The 16,386-nt window shown below is 64.1% G+C and carries 9 protein-coding genes; 5 read left to right on the forward strand and 4 right to left on the reverse strand.

Features of this window, described 5'->3' with window-relative positions; translation table 11 throughout:
* Positions 1-32 precede the first annotated feature (32 nt).
* Positions 33-383, reverse strand: a complete 351-nt coding sequence (locus FHS78_RS04895) for a hypothetical protein (RefSeq protein WP_167091053.1) — start codon at positions 381-383, stop codon at positions 33-35.
* Between the two features lie 43 nt (positions 384-426).
* Positions 427-1,494: a carboxylesterase family protein gene (locus FHS78_RS04900; RefSeq protein WP_167091739.1), complete on the reverse strand. Its 1,068-nt coding sequence runs from the start codon at positions 1,492-1,494 to the stop codon at positions 427-429.
* 163 nt (positions 1,495-1,657) lie between these two features.
* Between FHS78_RS04900 and FHS78_RS04905 the strand changes: the two genes are divergently transcribed.
* The gene (locus tag FHS78_RS04905; RefSeq protein WP_167091056.1) at positions 1,658-4,963 is read left to right on the forward strand and encodes a carboxyl transferase domain-containing protein; all 3,306 of its coding nucleotides are present in this window, start codon (positions 1,658-1,660) and stop codon (positions 4,961-4,963) included.
* A gap of 6 nt (positions 4,964-4,969) precedes the next feature.
* On the opposite strand, the gene FHS78_RS04910 is transcribed toward FHS78_RS04905, so the two are convergent.
* Together FHS78_RS04910 and FHS78_RS04915 are read right to left on the reverse strand one after the other, a co-directional pair.
* Positions 4,970-5,674, reverse strand: coding sequence for a TIGR02466 family protein (locus FHS78_RS04910; RefSeq protein ID WP_167091059.1), 705 nt, complete (start codon positions 5,672-5,674; stop codon positions 4,970-4,972).
* 40 nt (positions 5,675-5,714) lie between these two features.
* Entirely contained in the window at positions 5,715-6,638 is a 924-nt protein-coding gene (locus tag FHS78_RS04915; RefSeq protein ID WP_246220350.1) for a PGAP1-like alpha/beta domain-containing protein, read from the reverse strand.
* A gap of 66 nt (positions 6,639-6,704) precedes the next feature.
* Here FHS78_RS04915 and FHS78_RS04920 point away from each other — a divergent pair, with 66 nt between their 5' ends.
* The 4 genes from FHS78_RS04920 (at position 6,705) to FHS78_RS04935 (ending at position 16,376) form a co-directional block, all read left to right on the forward strand.
* Positions 6,705-7,979 carry a TIGR03032 family protein gene (locus FHS78_RS04920; protein WP_167090787.1) on the forward strand — a complete coding sequence of 425 codons (1,275 nt, stop codon included), beginning with the start codon at positions 6,705-6,707 and terminating at the stop codon, positions 7,977-7,979.
* A 267-nt stretch (positions 7,980-8,246) separates the two neighbouring features.
* Positions 8,247-14,558: an autotransporter outer membrane beta-barrel domain-containing protein gene (locus FHS78_RS04925; RefSeq protein ID WP_167091062.1), complete on the forward strand. Its 6,312-nt coding sequence runs from the start codon at positions 8,247-8,249 to the stop codon at positions 14,556-14,558.
* Complete coding sequence (locus tag FHS78_RS04930; RefSeq protein ID WP_167091065.1) at positions 14,515-15,639, forward strand: hypothetical protein; 1,125 nt, start codon at positions 14,515-14,517, stop codon at positions 15,637-15,639. The genes FHS78_RS04925 and FHS78_RS04930 overlap by 44 nt, the downstream gene beginning before the upstream one ends.
* Before the next feature lie 122 nt (positions 15,640-15,761).
* Positions 15,762-16,376 (forward strand): hypothetical protein, encoded by a 615-nt coding sequence (locus tag FHS78_RS04935; RefSeq protein ID WP_167091068.1) that lies wholly within the window; start codon positions 15,762-15,764, stop codon positions 16,374-16,376.
* Positions 16,377-16,386 lie beyond the last annotated feature (10 nt).

Below are 16,386 nucleotides of genomic sequence, written 5' to 3' on the forward strand. Positions count from 1 at the left end.
AGGTTGAGTTTCAAAAAGCGTGTTTTGAAAACTCAGCCTCGGGGAGGCGGGCCGTCTGCCGGGGAAAGGGCCGTGCGCTGGCGGTGAACCGCGGGTCGGGGGAGCCCCGAAATCAGCGCCGAGCCGTTGAGCGCGCTCGTGGCGATCAGTGCCGGCGAGCAGCTCCCGAGGTCGCAGCAGGCATGGGAGCCGGCCATCCCGCGGTCGCTTGCGCGTAGCGATGGGTCGGTCGCCTGATGAGGATGGCCGTCCGTCATTTGCATGACGGTCTCCATCGTCCCTTCGGCATGGCAGGTGACGGCATCCGCATGCGCGAGGGGGGCCGTTGCCAGCGGCAACAGCAATATGATCGCGGCAAGCGCTATGCGCAGGACGGTAGCCATGAGCTATGTATAATCCTTCCAGTAACAGGAAGGTCAAGCAGGCTCAGCGCATCAGCCAGTCCGCGATCTCGCTATTCACCTCGCGCGGATAGGTATGGGAAAGGTCGTCGATTTCCCGATAGGTGACGTCTGCCCCGGCTTCTTCGAGTGTGCGCGTCGCGGTTTGGGCCATCTCCACATTGAACATCCAGTCCTTCGCGCCATGGGTGATGAAGATGGGCAGGCCCTCGATCCTCTCCTTCTCCAGAAAGCTCACCAGCAGCGGATGGAAACTCGCCGACATGGGCGCAAGATGGGTGAAGGGAGCATCCGCGAGCATGCCGCTCACATAACAGAACGTGCCGCCATCGCTCATGCCGGTCATCAATAGCCGGCTCTCGTCCACATTCCATCTTTCGCGCACGAAATCGAGCATCCGCTTCAGGCTGTCGCTGTCGACATCGGGGCCGGCGAGCGACCATGTGCTGTCGCGTGATGTCGGCGAGAGCAGGATGGCGCCCCGCGAGCGCGCCGTGCGGAGCCAGCTCCAGATGAAATCCCGCCCGTGCCCGCTGCCGCCATGCAACGCCATGATGAAGGGGTGAGGCCGGTCCGGCGTATAGTTCTCCGGTACATAAAGGGAAAAGCCGCCCCGCTCGCCCTTGTCGTTGCGGGCATGCATCAGGCCCGTCTCGTGAGGGCTCTCCGCGCCTTCCGCGAGCGACGCCAGCAGCGCCTCGTCCCGCCTCGCATCCTCCTCGAGGAAAAAGCGGCTGACCGGCGGCAGCATCTGCGTCAGGGGATAAAGCGCCTCCAGCGCACGGGACTGGTGGCGGAAGGCGCGATAGGCGGCGAACACGCCTTGCGGGTCGTCTTTCGCACCCCGGATTTCCTCATGCGCCATCAATGCTTCGTCGGCGGCCTTTTCGATTTGCTCCTTGAAGCCCGCCATGGCCTCCGGCCACTCGGCATCGCGGAACGGATCGATGGCGTCGCGCAGCGGCCGGTCGGGTTCGCCCATCTGTTCGACCAGCGAGGCGAAGCTCGGGGGGTGGATATGCCGGGCGATATGGCCGAGCGCATCCAGCGCATGCAGGAGCGGCGGCACGGTGGCGGTGATCGCCTCCAGCATGGCTTCCTGTTTTTCCACGGAAATCTCTTCGCTCAACGCCGGTTTCCTCCCTTTTCGCCCGAGACTAGACGCCGGGTCCGGTCGCGGCCAGCCCATTTGCAGATCGGGTCATGCCGCCTATGCTGAGATAAAAGAAATTCGAATAAGTCCGGGAAGGCTCTTCATGACATTCGGGAAACTGCTGATCGCCAATCGCGGCGAGATCGCCATCCGTATTGCCCGCGCGGCGTCGGAAGTGGGGCTCACAAGCGTCGCCGTTTATTCCGACGACGATGCGCGTTCGCTCCATCTGCGCATGGCCGACGAGGCCGTGGCGCTGAAGGGCTCCGGCGCGGCGGCCTATCTCGACATGGATGGCATCATTGCCGCCGCGAAGAGCGCGGGCTGCGACGCGATCCACCCCGGCTATGGTTTTCTGTCGGAAAACGCCGCCTTTGCCGAAAAATGCGCCGAAGCGGGGCTCGCCTTTGTCGGGCCGCGCCCGGATGTGCTGGATCGCTTCGGCGACAAGGCCAAGGCCCGCGCGCTGGCGTCCGAATGCGGCGTGCCGCTGCTGGAGGGAACGTCCGGCGCGACCAGCCTGGAGGAAGCGCGCGACTGGTTCGCAAAACTCGTGGAGCGGGAAGGCGACAGCGCGGCCATCATGTTGAAGGCGGTCGCGGGCGGCGGCGGGCGCGGCATGCGCGCCGTGCGCGCGCTGGAGGAGCTGGACGACGCCTATGCCCGCTGCCGGTCGGAAGCGAAAGCCGCCTTCGGCATCGGCGATGTCTATCTTGAGCGCTTCATCCCCCATGCCCGTCATATCGAAGTGCAGATATTGGGCGACGGCACGGAAGTCACCCATCTCTGGGAGCGCGAATGCACCATCCAGCGCCGCCACCAGAAGCTGATGGAAATTGCGCCGAGCCCCTCCCTCTCATCGGGCATGCGCGAGCGACTGATCGAAGATGCGCTGACGCTCGCCCGCGAGATCGGGTACGACAATATCGGGACCTTCGAATTCCTGGTCGATGCGGACAGGGAAGGCAATTATGCCTTCATCGAGGCCAATGCCCGCCTGCAGGTCGAACATACGGTGACCGAAGAAGTGACCGGCATCGACCTTGTGGAAACGCAGCTCCGCCTGGCGCAGGGCGCGACGCTGGAGAAACTCGGTCTCGATGTCGGCGAAGTGCCGCTGCCGCGCGGATACGCGATCCAGCTCCGCGTGAACATGGAGACGATGGATGCAAGCGGCGCCGCGAAGCCCGCCGGCGGCACGCTCAGCGCTTTCGAGCCCCCCTCCGGCCCCGGCGTCCGCGTCGACACCTTCGGCTATGCCGGCTACACCACCAATCCGAATTTCGACTCGCTGCTGGCCAAGCTGATCGTCCATCACGCATCGCCGGATTATGCCGAAGTGGTGGCGCGCACGCGCCGCGCCCTTGCCGAGTTCCGCATCGAGGGATGTCCTACCAATATCGGTTTCCTGCAGAACCTCATCGCCGACGACGCGGTGGCCGCCAACAATGTCTATACGCGCCTGATCGACGACCGCGCCGCCGAGCTGACGGCGGAAGGCACAAAGGCCCAGACCAAACGCTATTTCACCGATGGCGCCGCCGCCGAGACCTCGACGCGCATGAAGGTCGAAGGCCCGGCGGGGACGGTGCCTGTCGGCGCCCCCATGCAGGGGAAGGTGGTGAGTATCGATGTGACGCCGGGCGAGGAAGTGCCCGCGGGCACGCAGCTTGCCGTGCTGGAGGCGATGAAGATGGAGCATCTCGTCCACGCAGCCGAAAGCGGCATTGTGCGCGAGCTCGGCGCGGAACCGGGGCAGGTACTCTTCGAGGGCGACCCGCTGATTTTCATCGAGCCCGCCTCGGTCGATGCCGCCTCGCAGGCGGATGAGGCCGACATCGACCCCGACCATATCCGTCCCGATCTGGCCGAGGTGATCGAGCGCCACGCCATCGGTCTCGACGAGCGCCGCCCGGAAGCGGTGGAGCGCCGCCGCAAGCGCAACCAGCGCACCGCGCGCGAGAATATCGCCGATCTTTGCGACGAGGGCAGCTTCATCGAATACGGCTCGCTCATCCTTGCCGCGCAGCGCCGCCGCCGCTCGATGGAGGATCTCGTGAAAATGAGCCCCGCCGACGGTCTCATCACCGGCATCGGCACGGTGAATGGCGACAAGTTCGGCGAGGAACAGGCCCGCGCCATGGTCCTGTCTTACGACTTCACCGTCTTCGCGGGTACGCAAGGTGCGATGAACCACAAGAAGACCGACCGTGTACTGAAGATTGCCGAGGACTGGAAGCTGCCGATCGTCTGGTTCGCGGAAGGCGGCGGCGGCCGGCCCGGCGATACGGATTCGCCGGGTGTGGCGGGCCTCGACACCCCGTCCTTCCTGAAATTCGCGGAGCTGTCCGGCCTCGTGCCGCTTGTCAGCATCGTGTCCGGTCGCTGCTTTGCGGGCAATGCGGCGCTTGTCGGCTGTTCCGACGTCATCATCGCGACCGCCAATTCCAATATCGGCATGGGCGGCCCCGCCATGATCGAGGGCGGTGGCCTCGGCGTCTATGCGCCGGAAGATGTCGGTCCCATCGACGTGCAGACGAAAAGCGGCGTCGTGGATATCGCCGTCGAGGACGAGGCGGAGGCCGTGGCGGCCGCCAAGCAATATCTCTCCTATTTCCAGGGATCGTTGGGCGATTGGGACGAAGCGGATCAGCGGCTCCTGCGTCAGGCGATTCCGGAAAACCGGCTGCGCGTCTATGACATCTACAAAGTGATCGACCTTCTGGCGGACAAGGGCTCTGTACTGGAGCTGCGCCGCGATTTCGGCATCGGCATCGTCACCGCGCTGGTCCGTATCGGCGGCAAGCCCATGGGCCTCATCGCCAACAACCCGAAATATCTCGCCGGCGCCATCGATGCGCCCGCCGCCGACAAGGCTGCGCGCTTCATGCAGCTTTGCGAGGCCTTCGGCCTGCCGGTTCTATCGCTCTGCGACACGCCGGGCTTCATGGTCGGACCGGATGTGGAGGCGGATGCACAGGTGCGCCGCGTCTCGCGCATGTTCGTCACCGCGGCAAGCCTGACCGTTCCCTTCTTCACGGTGGTGCTGCGCAAGGGCTACGGCCTCGGCGCGCAGGCCATGGCGGGCGGCAGCTTCCACGCTCCCTTCTTCAACATCTCCTGGCCCACCGGCGAGTTCGGCGGCATGGGGCTCGAAGGTGCGGTGCGGCTCGGCTACAAGCGCGAGATGGAAGCGATCGAGGATCTGGAGGAACGCGAGGCCTTCTTCCAGAAGATGGTCGCGAAATATTACGAGAACGGCAAAGCCATCAACATGGCCTCCTTCCTCGAAATCGACGAGGTGATCGACCCGATGGAAACCCGCCGCTGGGTGATGCGGGGTCTTGCCTCCGTGCCGCCGCGCCGGGAGGCGAAGCCCAAGCACCGGCCGTTCATCGACACATGGTGAGCGCCGCTATGCGCCCTTGGCCCGGAAGCCCATATTGAAGGCGATGGAGACGCGGGTCTCCTCGCTCAGATTGGGCTGCACCGCGTGTTGCAGCCATGACGGAAAGACGATCAGCAGGCCCGGCGCGGCCCGGTATTGCAGTGCCTGATTGTTCATCCTTGTGCGCTCCTTCACCGGATAGACGCTCATAATGCGTTCCCGAACCGGATCGTAGAACTCGATATTGCCCGCGCCTTCCGGCACTTTGGCGTAATAGGTGCCGGACAGGATGGCATTGGGATGCACATGCGCGCGGTTATAGTCGCGCGGCCCGTTCCTGTTGATCCACATCTCCTGGAAGACGAGATCGAAACGGTCGAAGTCGAAAGCGAGTCTTTTGGCGCAGCCGACGCAGGTCCGTCCGATAATCCCGCGAATCTCGGCAAGCTCCGGCCGCCTGTGCAGATCGGACGGGCTGTGCCAGCCGCCGACATTCGAGCGCGTCACATGAGGCAGTTCGCGCTCATATGTCTCCATTGCGGAGAGAATATCCGCGTCGATCCGCTCATGGTCGAGAACCCTGCGCGGCCAGATCGGCGTCGAAAACCAGAGTTCCGGCGCATAGCCGTCTTCCGTGTCCGGCGTCCGCGCGGCGGGCATGGCGGGGGCGGGGTCCGCGCTCTCCGCTTCCGGTGTCGAAAGCGGCGCCTCCCGCTCAAGCGTGTCCTGCATGTCGTTCCGTCTCGTTTTGAACCTGCCGACGGGAAGGCTATCACCGCGTTGCGTCGCGGGGGCGGGCCGATGCCGCCGATTTGGGGCGATCGCCGGGGCAGGAAGGAAGGCGAGCGGCCAGCGCCGGCCAGCGCGCCGCCCAGTCGTCCCGATGGCCCATATCGGGGATCACGATCTGCCGGGCACAGTTGCGCGCGGGCATGTGCCGAATGAAGCTGGCGGCGATCATGGGCGGCACCACCTCGTCCTCGCCGCCGGAATAGTGGATTTGCGGCAGGCGCGCGATCCTTGTCGCCACATCGAGCGGGTCCAGAGATCCGTAAAGGGCCGTCACATGGTGATAGGCGGTGAAGGCCGCGCTATCGAGCGGCGCAGCTATCGTGACGAGGCTCGCCACATCGTCGCGGCGTGCTGCGAGCAGTGCCGCGACGGCGCCGCCGCCCGAATAGCCGACAAGCCGGATGGCGGGCGCATGCGCTTCCGCCTTCAGCGCGTCCAGCGCCTGGTTCACCGCCTCCACCACCTCTTCGCCATAGCGCGCCACGGTCCATAGGTCCGCACGGCAGTTTCGGGCCCCCGCCGCGCCGTCGACCGTACCGGTAAACTGGCACGGCCGCGCGAGATAGACGGTATTCGGTCCCGGGTCGGCGGCGGCCACACCGAGCATGGTCATGGAAACAGGTGTCGGGTCGGATGAAGGTTCGTTTCGCGTCTTCCAGGCGGCGCCGTCCCCCTCGATGAAAACGGTGAGCGGCTCGCCCTCGGCGCGGGTCTTGCGGAATCCAACCAGATCGAACCTTGTTGTCGCGAGGCGGAACTTCTCAAGCCCGCCATGCTGCGCCACGCTTGCCGCCTTGGCCTCCCGCTCCGCGAGCGGGGGAGCGCCTGCGCAACCGGCCAGGACCATTGCCAGGAGGCCGGTCGCCAATCGTACCGGATCGCCGCGCAGATTCATGTGCTTCATGACCTTGCGCTTCCTTTCCTGAGACGAGCGGTTCATGCGTCAGCAATCTTGTGGGTGGAGAGAAACGTGTCCAACAGGAAGTCCGAAGTGAAGAAAGCCGGGTCCGGAAAAGAGCCGGCAAAAGAGGTCGCAAAAGAAGGGGCCGCCACCGGCGGTTCCGCCGACCATAAGAATGCGCCGGGGCAGGCGGCGCAACCGGCAAAACCCAAGACGCAGATTTCCTGCTCGCGAGGCTTCTCCGACTGGATGGCCCGGAACAATCTGAGTTTCGGTTTTACCTCCTACCAGTCGGGCCGGCTTTATCTCGTCGGGCGCCTGCCGCGCGGGAGGATAAGTTTCCACGAACGTCATTTCGTGCGGGCCATGGGCGTGGCCGCCTCGCCGCAGCGTCTCTATCTGGCAAATCACTTTCAGATATGGCGCTTGGAAAACATATTGCCCGCCAATGCCAGCGTGGACGGCTTCGACCGCAACTATGTGCCGAGAAACGCCCAGACGACGGGCGATCTCGACGTGCATGAAATGGGGATCGACAAGAACGGCCGGATCGTTTTCGTGAACACGAAATATTCCTGCCTGGCCACGCCGAGTCTCACCCACAGTTTTCGCCCCATCTGGAAACCGCCTTTCATCTCCCGCCTGGCGCCGGAGGACCGTTGCCATCTGAACGGTCTCGCCATGCAGGACGGAGAGCCGCGCTACGTCACGGCCGTCTGCAAGAGCGACATCGTCACCGGCTGGCGCGACCGCCGCGCGGAGGGCGGTTGCATCATCGATGTGACGACCGACCGGATCGTGACGGAAAAGCTCTCCATGCCTCATTCGCCCCGTCTTCACGACGGCAAGCTGTGGGTACTGAACTCCGGGCGCGGTGAATTATGCACGGTGGACCCCGATACGGGCGCCGTGGAGGCGGTGGCCTTTCTCCCCGGCTTCCTGCGCGGGCTCGCCTTTGCCGGTCCCTACGCCTTTGTCGGACTTTCCCTGCCGCGCGACGGATCCTTCTCGGGGCTGGAGCTGGACGGGGAACTGACCCGGCGCGACGCCGAACCCTGGTGCGGCGTGCAGGTCGTGGATACGCGCACCGGCGATATCGTGCAGTGGATCAGGCTGACCGGCGAGGTCAGGGAACTCTTCGATGTGTTCGTTCTGCCGGGTGTGCGCAATCCGATGGCGACGGGGTTGATGGACAGCCAGATCCAGAGTCTGGTGACCATAGAAAACTGGGCGCCGGACGATGCCCCGTCCGGAGAGCGCGCGGCCGACACGGATATCGACGGAGCTGAGCCCGAAAAGCCGAACCTGGAGATGCGATCCGAGGTCGTTACGGAAGACGCCTGAGCAATTAATCTGTAAACAGAATATGAAGAAAAGGCATGGCGCGGCCGGTGTTTACCGGCCGCGCTTTTCGTGTTTGGGCATCAGTTGCCATGTTGGATCGAATATGGATGAGAAAGGCGTCATGGGACCGCACATCATTGTTGAGTGTGCGTGCGTCGGCGCTTGATACTCCGGTCACGTTTATTGGTTTTGCATGCCGATGTATCGAGGGAAGTGGGCACTCCCGTGATGCGTGCGGATGCGCACTGTTACCTCTGGGGGAAATGAATGAGCCGCACTCAGCGCACGCCCGCAACCGTATTGTCTTCGTCGAAGATCGCCGGAAGCGCCTACAACTACTACAGCATGACGGTCGAAAATCAGCGGGGTACGGATCAGCGGACCGCCGGCAAGATGCGCCGGCTCTTCGCCTCGGCTCTTCTTTCGACGGCATCCGCGGTTGTGATCGCGAGCCTTTCCGGCACTCCGGCGCGCGCGGATACGATCGGCGGCGGCGGGGCCTGTGTTCCCCTGACGCCGCAAAACGGCGATACGGTCACCTGCGCCGGCACGTTTGACGAAACGCTTTCCTTCTCCGAGGTCGAAGACCTGACGGTTGTGCTGCAGGCGGGTGCGACGGTACGGCCCTTTTTCGAGGATGCGGAAGGTATCGTCGTTCGGGCCGAGAATGAGGAGTACGGCAACGGAACGGTCAAGAACTACGGTCTGATCATCACCGGCGACGAGATAAGCGAAGGCGCGGACGGTATCGATGTCAGAACCATTTACGACGCCACGGTCGTCAACGGCGCCTCCGGCTTTGTGACGACCTATGGGGCCGGCTCGGACGGTATCGTCGCAGATGCCTATTATGGCGATGCGAGCGTCACCAATGCGGGCACGGTCGGCACGAACGGCGAAAATGCTTACGGTCTCGTGGCGTATTCCTATTGGGGCTACGCCTATGCGGGCAATAGCGGTACGGTTTCGACCGATGGCGATTATTCGGGCGCGGTCTATGCCGCGGGCGACGAGGGGGCGACGGCAGTCAATACCGGCCGGGTCAGCACGGATGGCGAGGCCTCCTATGGCGTGGTCGCCAACGCCTATGAAGGCAATGCGAAGGCGACGAATGACGGCGTGATCGAAATCTTCGGCAGCGAGTCGAGCGCCCTCACCGCCCATTCCGGCGAAGGCAATGCCACGGTTCGGAACTATGCCGACGGCGAGATCACCGGCGCTGAAGGTTTCGACGTCGATGGCGGATGGGCCTGGAGCGACGAGGGAAATGCGACGGCGTCCAATGCCGGCGATATCGTTCTTTACGGCGACAATTCGTCGGGCCTGATCGCGGTGGCCGGCGAAGGGCTGGCAACGGCGACCAATAGCGGCTCGATCGACATTTATGGCGAGACGGAGGGCATTTCCTTCGAAGACGCCATGGCCGGACTTATCAGTTCGGACCCGACCGAGGTGGTCGATTATCTGTCGGTCGGCCTGATCGCGGTCGGCGACAGCGCCTCGGCCACCAACTATGAAGGCGGCTCGATCTTCGCGACCGGTCAGGATGCCGGGGGTATGCTGGTGATCGCGACTTCGCCGGAAGGGACGGCCTCGGGAAGGAACGACGGGTCGATCTCGACCGGTCAGGCGGTATACGAGCCGTATGCCACGCCCGGTTATCATGATGCCGCGGTCGGCATGCTGGTGATCGCCGATGACGGCGGTGCGACCGTCTACAATGGCGGCGACATCGAAACCTATGGCGTCGGCAGCATGGGGGCCGTCGCGGGCGCCCGTGGCGATGCCACGGCGACGAATTCCGGCACGATCTCCACCGGGACCGTGCAGGGCGAGGCCTATTCCGCCGGCGAGGAGAGTCGCACCTCGCCCGGTCTCGTGGCCCTGTCGACGGCCGCCGATGCGACCGCGACGAATTTGGCTTATGGCGTGATCGAAACCTCCGGCGACAATTCCTCCGGCATGGTGGCGCTGGCGCCGGAAGGCACGGCGGCCGCGCATAATTACGGCAGGGTCACGGTCAACGGCGAAGTGGACGGGATTGCCGCGGAAGAACTCGTCGGGATCCTCACCGGTGCCGGCGAGCCTTACGTGTCGGAGGAAACGGCGGCGAAATATCTCGTGACCGGCGTGGTGGCCATCGGCGACCGGGCCTCGGTCTGGAACCATGAAGGGGCGACCGTCACGGCAACCGGTCAGGATGCATCGGGCATGCTGGCCGTTGCCACCTCCACCGAATATGCCGCGCTGGCGCACAATGACGGCACCATCTATGCGGGGCTGACGGAGGGCTATCACGACGCAGCCTTCGGCATGGCCGCCATCGGTGGCGAAGGCGGTGCGGCCGTCAACAATACGGGCGACATCCAGACGGGCGGCCTGCTGGGCTTCGGTGCCCTCGCCGCATCGGATGGCAACGCCGTCGGGTACAATTCCGGCACCATCACCACCGGTAGCGAGGAAATGGCCGGCGATACGCTGGGTGGCTTCGGTATCGCTGCGGCCTCGGTCAGCGGCAAGGCCTATATCGGCAATAGCGGCGATATCGAAACCTTCGGCCCGGCGGGCCTTGGCGCTGTCGCCATCGCGGGCGGTACGCCCGACGGGCTCGGGGAGCCCGAGGCTCCCTTCTGGGTAATGGCGAAATACCTGCCCGAGATCGTTGCCGAATACGGCACGGCTCTGGTGCTCAACGATACCGAGGCAAGCATCGTCACGCATGGCGATTTCGGCATCGGCGCCGCCGCTGTCGGTTTCCTTGCCGGTGTTGAAAACCGGGGCGAGATCCGGACGGACGGTCTGGCATCCGTCGGCGCGGCGTCGCTCGGGCTTTATGCCAGCGTGCATAATGCGGAAGGCGGCACGATCACGACCGGTGCCGCCGATGGCGATGACATCGGGGCTGTCGGTATGCTGGCCGGCGGTTTGCGCCTGGGCGCGGCGGAGAATGACGGCACCGTCACGACCTATGACACGGGCGGCGTCGGTGTCGCAGCCATCGGCGCCAAATATGCGGTGGCGCAGAACGGCTATGACGGCAGCATCACGACGCATGGCGACTACAGCCTCGGCATGGTGTCGGCAAGCCTCTTTGCCGCGGCGGCCTATAATGACGGCGAGATTTCGACCGGCGGCGACGTCTCCATGGGTGTCGCGGCTGTCGGCTCGCTCTATGCGGTTCTGGACGAACTCGATCCGGACATCACCTCCGGTATCCTCGACGGCGTCGAAGATTACCTGGAAGGCCTCGATGCGCCCGGCGAGTTCGGCGAAGCTTCCGGCACCCTTGCCGCGAACGGCGAAGGTGGCACTGTCGACACGGAAGGCGATTTGTCGGTCGGCGTGATGGCGCTCAACTTCGACAATGAAGCTCGCGCAGGCAATATCGGTCACGTTACCACAAGCGGCGAATATGCCGCCGGCGTGGCTGCGTTCAGCGTCGGCGAGGACGCCTATGCCTATAACAACGGCTCCATCGAAACCTCGGGCGACTACTCGGCGGGTCTGATGGCGTCCGGCGGCGCCCAGCCGGTCTGGACGCTGTTCCATGCGACCGGTCTCGGCTCATACGATCTGGAAGCGGTCTTCCCCGATCTCGAGCCTGAGGACATGGAAGGCGATGCCGTTGCCGTCAACTACGAAGACGGCGCGATTTCGACAACCGGCTATTCCGCGACGGGCGTTGAGGCCTGGACGACCAACGGCTATGCGGCGGCCGTCAATTTAGGCACCGTGACGACGGGGTCGGAAATCGTGCCGCTGACGCCAAGTTATGACGGTGCCGATTCGGCCGGCCTGTGGGCATTCAGCTGGGGCGACGACGTGCTCTCCACCGCCTATGCCCTCAATGCCGGCACGGTGACGACCTGGGGCGACGACGCCGCGGGTATGCGGGTCGGGGCAGTGCAGGAAGGGGTCGATATCACCGGTAGCGGTGCGATGGAGGGGGCCGTCGACGGCGCCATCATCGTGGCTCGCGCGGAAAATGCCGGCGACATCGTAACGCATGGCGACGGCTCCGACGGCATCGCCGCCGAAGCGAACGGCGACGTGCGCTACTACGACTATGTCGAGTATGAGATCGTCCATCTGGACGCCGGCGCGAGTGTCGACAATAGCGGCTCCATCACGACATATGGCGATTACAGCAACGGTGTGAGCGCGCAGGGCCCGCATGTCGAAGTCGTCAATGAAGCGGATGCCACGATCACGGTGAACGGCGACTATTCGGTCGGTATCGAGGCGCGTTCCTTCGGCCTGGCCACCACCGAGGTCGAAAATGCCGGCACCATCACGGTCAATGGCGACTATTCGGCGGGCATCTATGCCACGGGCGAATACGTTACCATCGAGAATGGCGCGACCGGCGTGATCGACGCTTCGGACTCCTATGCCGGTGTCATTCCGGGTGATGAGTACGGTCTCGGTATTCTCGTGAACGACTCCCGCGACATCACCATCGACAATGCCGGCAAGATCTACGGCACGGTCGCGGTGGGGCATGCGCTCGGCTTTCACATCGACGCCATGTTCTATAACGACACCGACCTCACCAATACCGGCACCATCGAAGGCAATGTGATCCTCGCTTCCGGCGACGACACGGTGCTGAACGAGGGCGGCACGGTCTCGGGCGGTATCTATACCGGCAGGGGCGACGACGAGGTCACTATCTCCGGCACCGGCAACGAGATCGGATACGGTATCCACTCCGCCGCGGACGAATACGACTATTCGACGCTGACCTTCGAGCAGACCGACAAGCTGACGCTGGACAACGGCGCCGCACACAGCATCTTCGAGGGGCCGGGCGGCCTGTCGCCCGAAGGTGCCAATGGTCTTGCGATCAGCGGTTTCGACCGTATCGATTTCAAGGACGGCACCACCGTTTTCGACGAAACCGACATCCTGACCAACAAATATGCAGGCGATATCGTTCTGCATCAGGGGGCCAAGGTCTCTGCGCTGGACGATATGTGGATCGGCGCAGGCTCCTTCCAGGTTGGTACCGGATCGGGCGAAGGGATCGATACCTATGCCGATCTGGAACTCACCCATGGCGCGGCCGTCTATTCCACCGCGGATTTCGATTTCGCCAATGGCGGTCGCTTGATCGTCGGCATCAACGGCGACGACGATACGGGCTTCATCTCCACGACGGGATCGATGACGGTCGCGGGCCCGACGCTGGACGGCGAAACGGTGGTCGAACCGGGCTTTACCGTCTATGCGAATGTGATCGCAGGCATCGACCTGACCGTGGGGCACGATCTCGACATCGGTTATGCCGAAGAAGGCGTCTATCTGACAGGCGACGCGGCTCCCACCGCGGTCGACAATTCGATCCTCTTCAACTTCACCTCCGGCGCGAACGAACATGATTTCTACCTGACGGTCGGCCGCGAGCAGACGATCAACGACATCATCGACGATGGCGGCGACGGCACACCGAACAAGGACAGCATCTCCAGCGCGCTGGAAGGCTATCTCGCCAATGTGCCGAAGGATAACCCGATCGTCGTTTATCTCTCGGGCAACTGGCCGAACGATCCCGAGGCTCAGGCCGCGGCGCTTCGCAAGCTGGTCGAGGAAACGGTGCCGGAAGAGGCGGCTCTTTCGGGCCAGAGCCTGGTCGCGGCCACCGATGCGGTGCTCGACCTGATCATGGACCGCCTGAGCGGTGGCGGTTTCCAGACCGCCTCCAGCGAAAGCGGCGTGAGCGGCGTCTCGGCCGGCGACATGCCGCTTGGCGGCGACGGCAACTGGGCTCTCTGGGGCCGGGCCGGCAAGAACTGGGCGACCTTCACGCCGTCCGGCGCCAATGGCTTCGATGCCGATAGCTGGGGCGTCTCCGGCGGCATAGACGGCGAGCTTGCCGACAATCTGCGAGTGGGTGTCTCCTACTTCTACACCAAGGCCGATTTCGACGAGAACGGGGCCGGCGCAAACAGCAATGCCGATATCGACGGCAACGGGGTCGTGGTCTATGCGACCTACCGGCCGGCACCCTGGTACCTCAATGCCTCGCTGGGCTATGGCTGGAACAGCTACAAGAGCAAGCGCTTCGTGACGGGCTTCGGCACGAACGAAGCGAACTATGACGGCAAGCAGATCATGGGGCGCGCCGAACTCGGTTACATCCTCTCCGAGGGGGCGCTCGACATCACGCCGCATGTCGGTTTGCGGGTGAACCTGCTCGATATCGACGGCTACACGGAAACAGGACCCGCGCCGGCCGTTACGGTCGATAGCCGGGACGTCAACAGCGTTCGCGGCGTGCTGGGCCTGGGGCTGCGTTACACGGCCGATCTGGGCAACGCTGGCAAGATCGTTCCGGAAGGATATGTCCGCCTGCTGAACGAGTTCGGCAGTCCGGACGAGGCCATCACCGGCAATATCGTCAGCGGCGGGGCCTTCAGCACCAAAACCGTCGCCCGGGACGATCTGAGCTATGCCTTGGGAGCGGGCCTGACCTATGCGATGAACGACAGCGTCAGCCTTCGTGTCCACTACAATGGTGAATTCCAGAGTGACTATGACGAACACGCGGTCTCCGCATCGTTCCGCTTCGCCTTCTGACGAAGGCGCGGCAACCGAAAACGGACGGCATCCCGAAAGGGGTGCCGTCCCGCTTTTCGACCCTGCCAATATCGAATATCGGCCGGTCTGGCGCAGGGACGATGAACGGGTCATGCGCGATGCCATGGAGATGTGGCAGGCCGAAGGCATTCTGCCCGAAGGCGTCGACCCGGCCGCGCGCGCCAGAGAACTCGTCATCGCCATCTATGATGGAGAGACGCTGGCCGGATGTCTCACCGCGGAGGTCCATCCCCTGCGCGAGCTGGGAGAAAAGTTCGCCTTCGCCCGCAGTTTCATTCGCCCGGCCTGGCGCGGTGCGCGGCTGACGGATCGATTGATGATCGACGGTCATGCCGAACTCGGTCGATGGGCCGCGGCGCATCCCGACGAGAAGCTGGCCGGATCCGCCGCGATCTACCAGAACCACAATCTCGGTGCCCGGCCGGTGGAGCCGTCGGGCCTGACCTTGTTCGGCTATACCGGCAAGGGGCTTCAGAAGCGCGTTCTATGGTTCGACCACTATCGCTTGCCGGTCGACGATCCGGCTCATGCGGAGGAGGCGGCGTCGGCGGGGCAAGCGAGCTGGCGTCTGACCCCGGTCGGACGGAACGGCGCGGATGATCGCGCCTTGCGCGAGGAAGCATGCCGTTTCTGGCGCGACCGGAATGTCTTTGCGCCGAACACGGATCTTTCCGGCCCCGCCGCGGCGTTGAGCGTGATGGCGCATGACGGGGAAGAGATGATCGCAACCTCTTCGCTTCGTATCGTCCCGCTTCCGGCCCTTCGGCGACGCTTTGTCATGCTTCGCTGTTTCGTGGCGCCGAGATGGCGCGGGACCGGCTTGCGGGAAGCGCTGGCCGCTGAGAATTTCCGGCTCACCGAAACGGATTTCGCCGCCTCGGACAGCCCGGCATCGCCCGCAGGTATGCTGACGATTTGCGGCGGCGAGGATCGCTCCCCCCGGCCCATTGACGGCGCCGGCTTTATGCTGGCCGGCTATGCGCCGGAGCGCGATCAGGTTCGCTTGCGCTGGTTCGGCCATGCGCGGATCGCCCCCGCGCGCCGCCCTCTGTCGGCGTGAAGAAAAATTGTTCTTTAAAACAGTTAGTTAGGTCATTGTGCGCTGCATGATTTCCGCATGCCGAAGTGAGTGGTATGCTGACGGTTCCGCCATGGGGGAGTGTGCGGAAGCGGGGAGGAAACATGAACGAGCATGCGGCATTGGGCTATCTGCAATCGGACGCAAACCCGTTGATCCGGGCGATCGAGGCGGGGGTTGCGATCATGCGGTCGGAAGAGGCGTTCCGTCTCTATTCGGTGGCGCTGATTGCGGCGCTGCTGCTGGTGTCGGTCATGGTGGTCTGGCGTATCCTGGCCGGCGCGGCGGCCGACAACGCTCCCGAGCATGATACGCGCCGGCGTCTTGCCCATCGCTTCACCGGCTTGATGATCTGGGGCTTCGGCGTGCCGAGCCTTGCACTCTTCGGCGGGATTGCCGCCTATGTCGACCTCATCGGCGGTGCGCCGGTCTTCGTCGAGGCGGCAAGCGGTCAGGCGGCGACGGTGCCGGGTCTGGGCGCCATCGCGCTTTTCGTCACCGCCCAGTTCGTGCAGGCGGCGCTTCTCGACATCTTCCATATCTATGCGAGCTTCGGGGCGACGCTGAGCGTTCACCCGAAGGCGGCAGCGTTCGGCGCGGTGGTCATTGCCTATCGCATCGTCATCGCCCTCTCGACCCTGGGGCTCCTCTATTTCCTCTGGCGCTCCACGCGCATTCTGTCGCGCGCCGTGGCGTCGTCGAAATCGCAACACGCCTGAAGAGCGCGAC

The organism is Parvibaculum indicum, assembly GCF_011762095.1.
Classification (GTDB): Bacteria; Pseudomonadota; Alphaproteobacteria; order Parvibaculales; family Parvibaculaceae; genus Parvibaculum; species Parvibaculum indicum.

Bases quoted from the DNA above. Each gene is read 5' to 3' on its own strand.
- FHS78_RS04930 (WP_167091065.1), top strand. From the start codon at position 14,515: ATGACGAACACGCGGTCTCCGCATCGTTCCGCTTCGCCTTCTGACGAA.
- FHS78_RS04910 (WP_167091059.1), bottom strand. From the start codon at position 5,674: ATGCAGGACACGCTTGAGCGGGAGGCGCCGCTTTCGACACCGGAAGCG.
- FHS78_RS04925 (WP_167091062.1), top strand. From the start codon at position 8,247: ATGAGCCGCACTCAGCGCACGCCCGCAACCGTATTGTCTTCGTCGAAG.
- FHS78_RS04900 (WP_167091739.1), bottom strand. From the start codon at position 1,494: ATGCTGGAGGCGATCACCGCCACCGTGCCGCCGCTCCTGCATGCGCTG.
- FHS78_RS04905 (WP_167091056.1), top strand. From the start codon at position 1,658: ATGACATTCGGGAAACTGCTGATCGCCAATCGCGGCGAGATCGCCATC.
- FHS78_RS04915 (WP_246220350.1), bottom strand. From the start codon at position 6,638: ATGAAGCACATGAATCTGCGCGGCGATCCGGTACGATTGGCGACCGGC.
- FHS78_RS04895 (WP_167091053.1), bottom strand. From the start codon at position 383: ATGGCTACCGTCCTGCGCATAGCGCTTGCCGCGATCATATTGCTGTTG.
- FHS78_RS04935 (WP_167091068.1), top strand. From the start codon at position 15,762: ATGAACGAGCATGCGGCATTGGGCTATCTGCAATCGGACGCAAACCCG.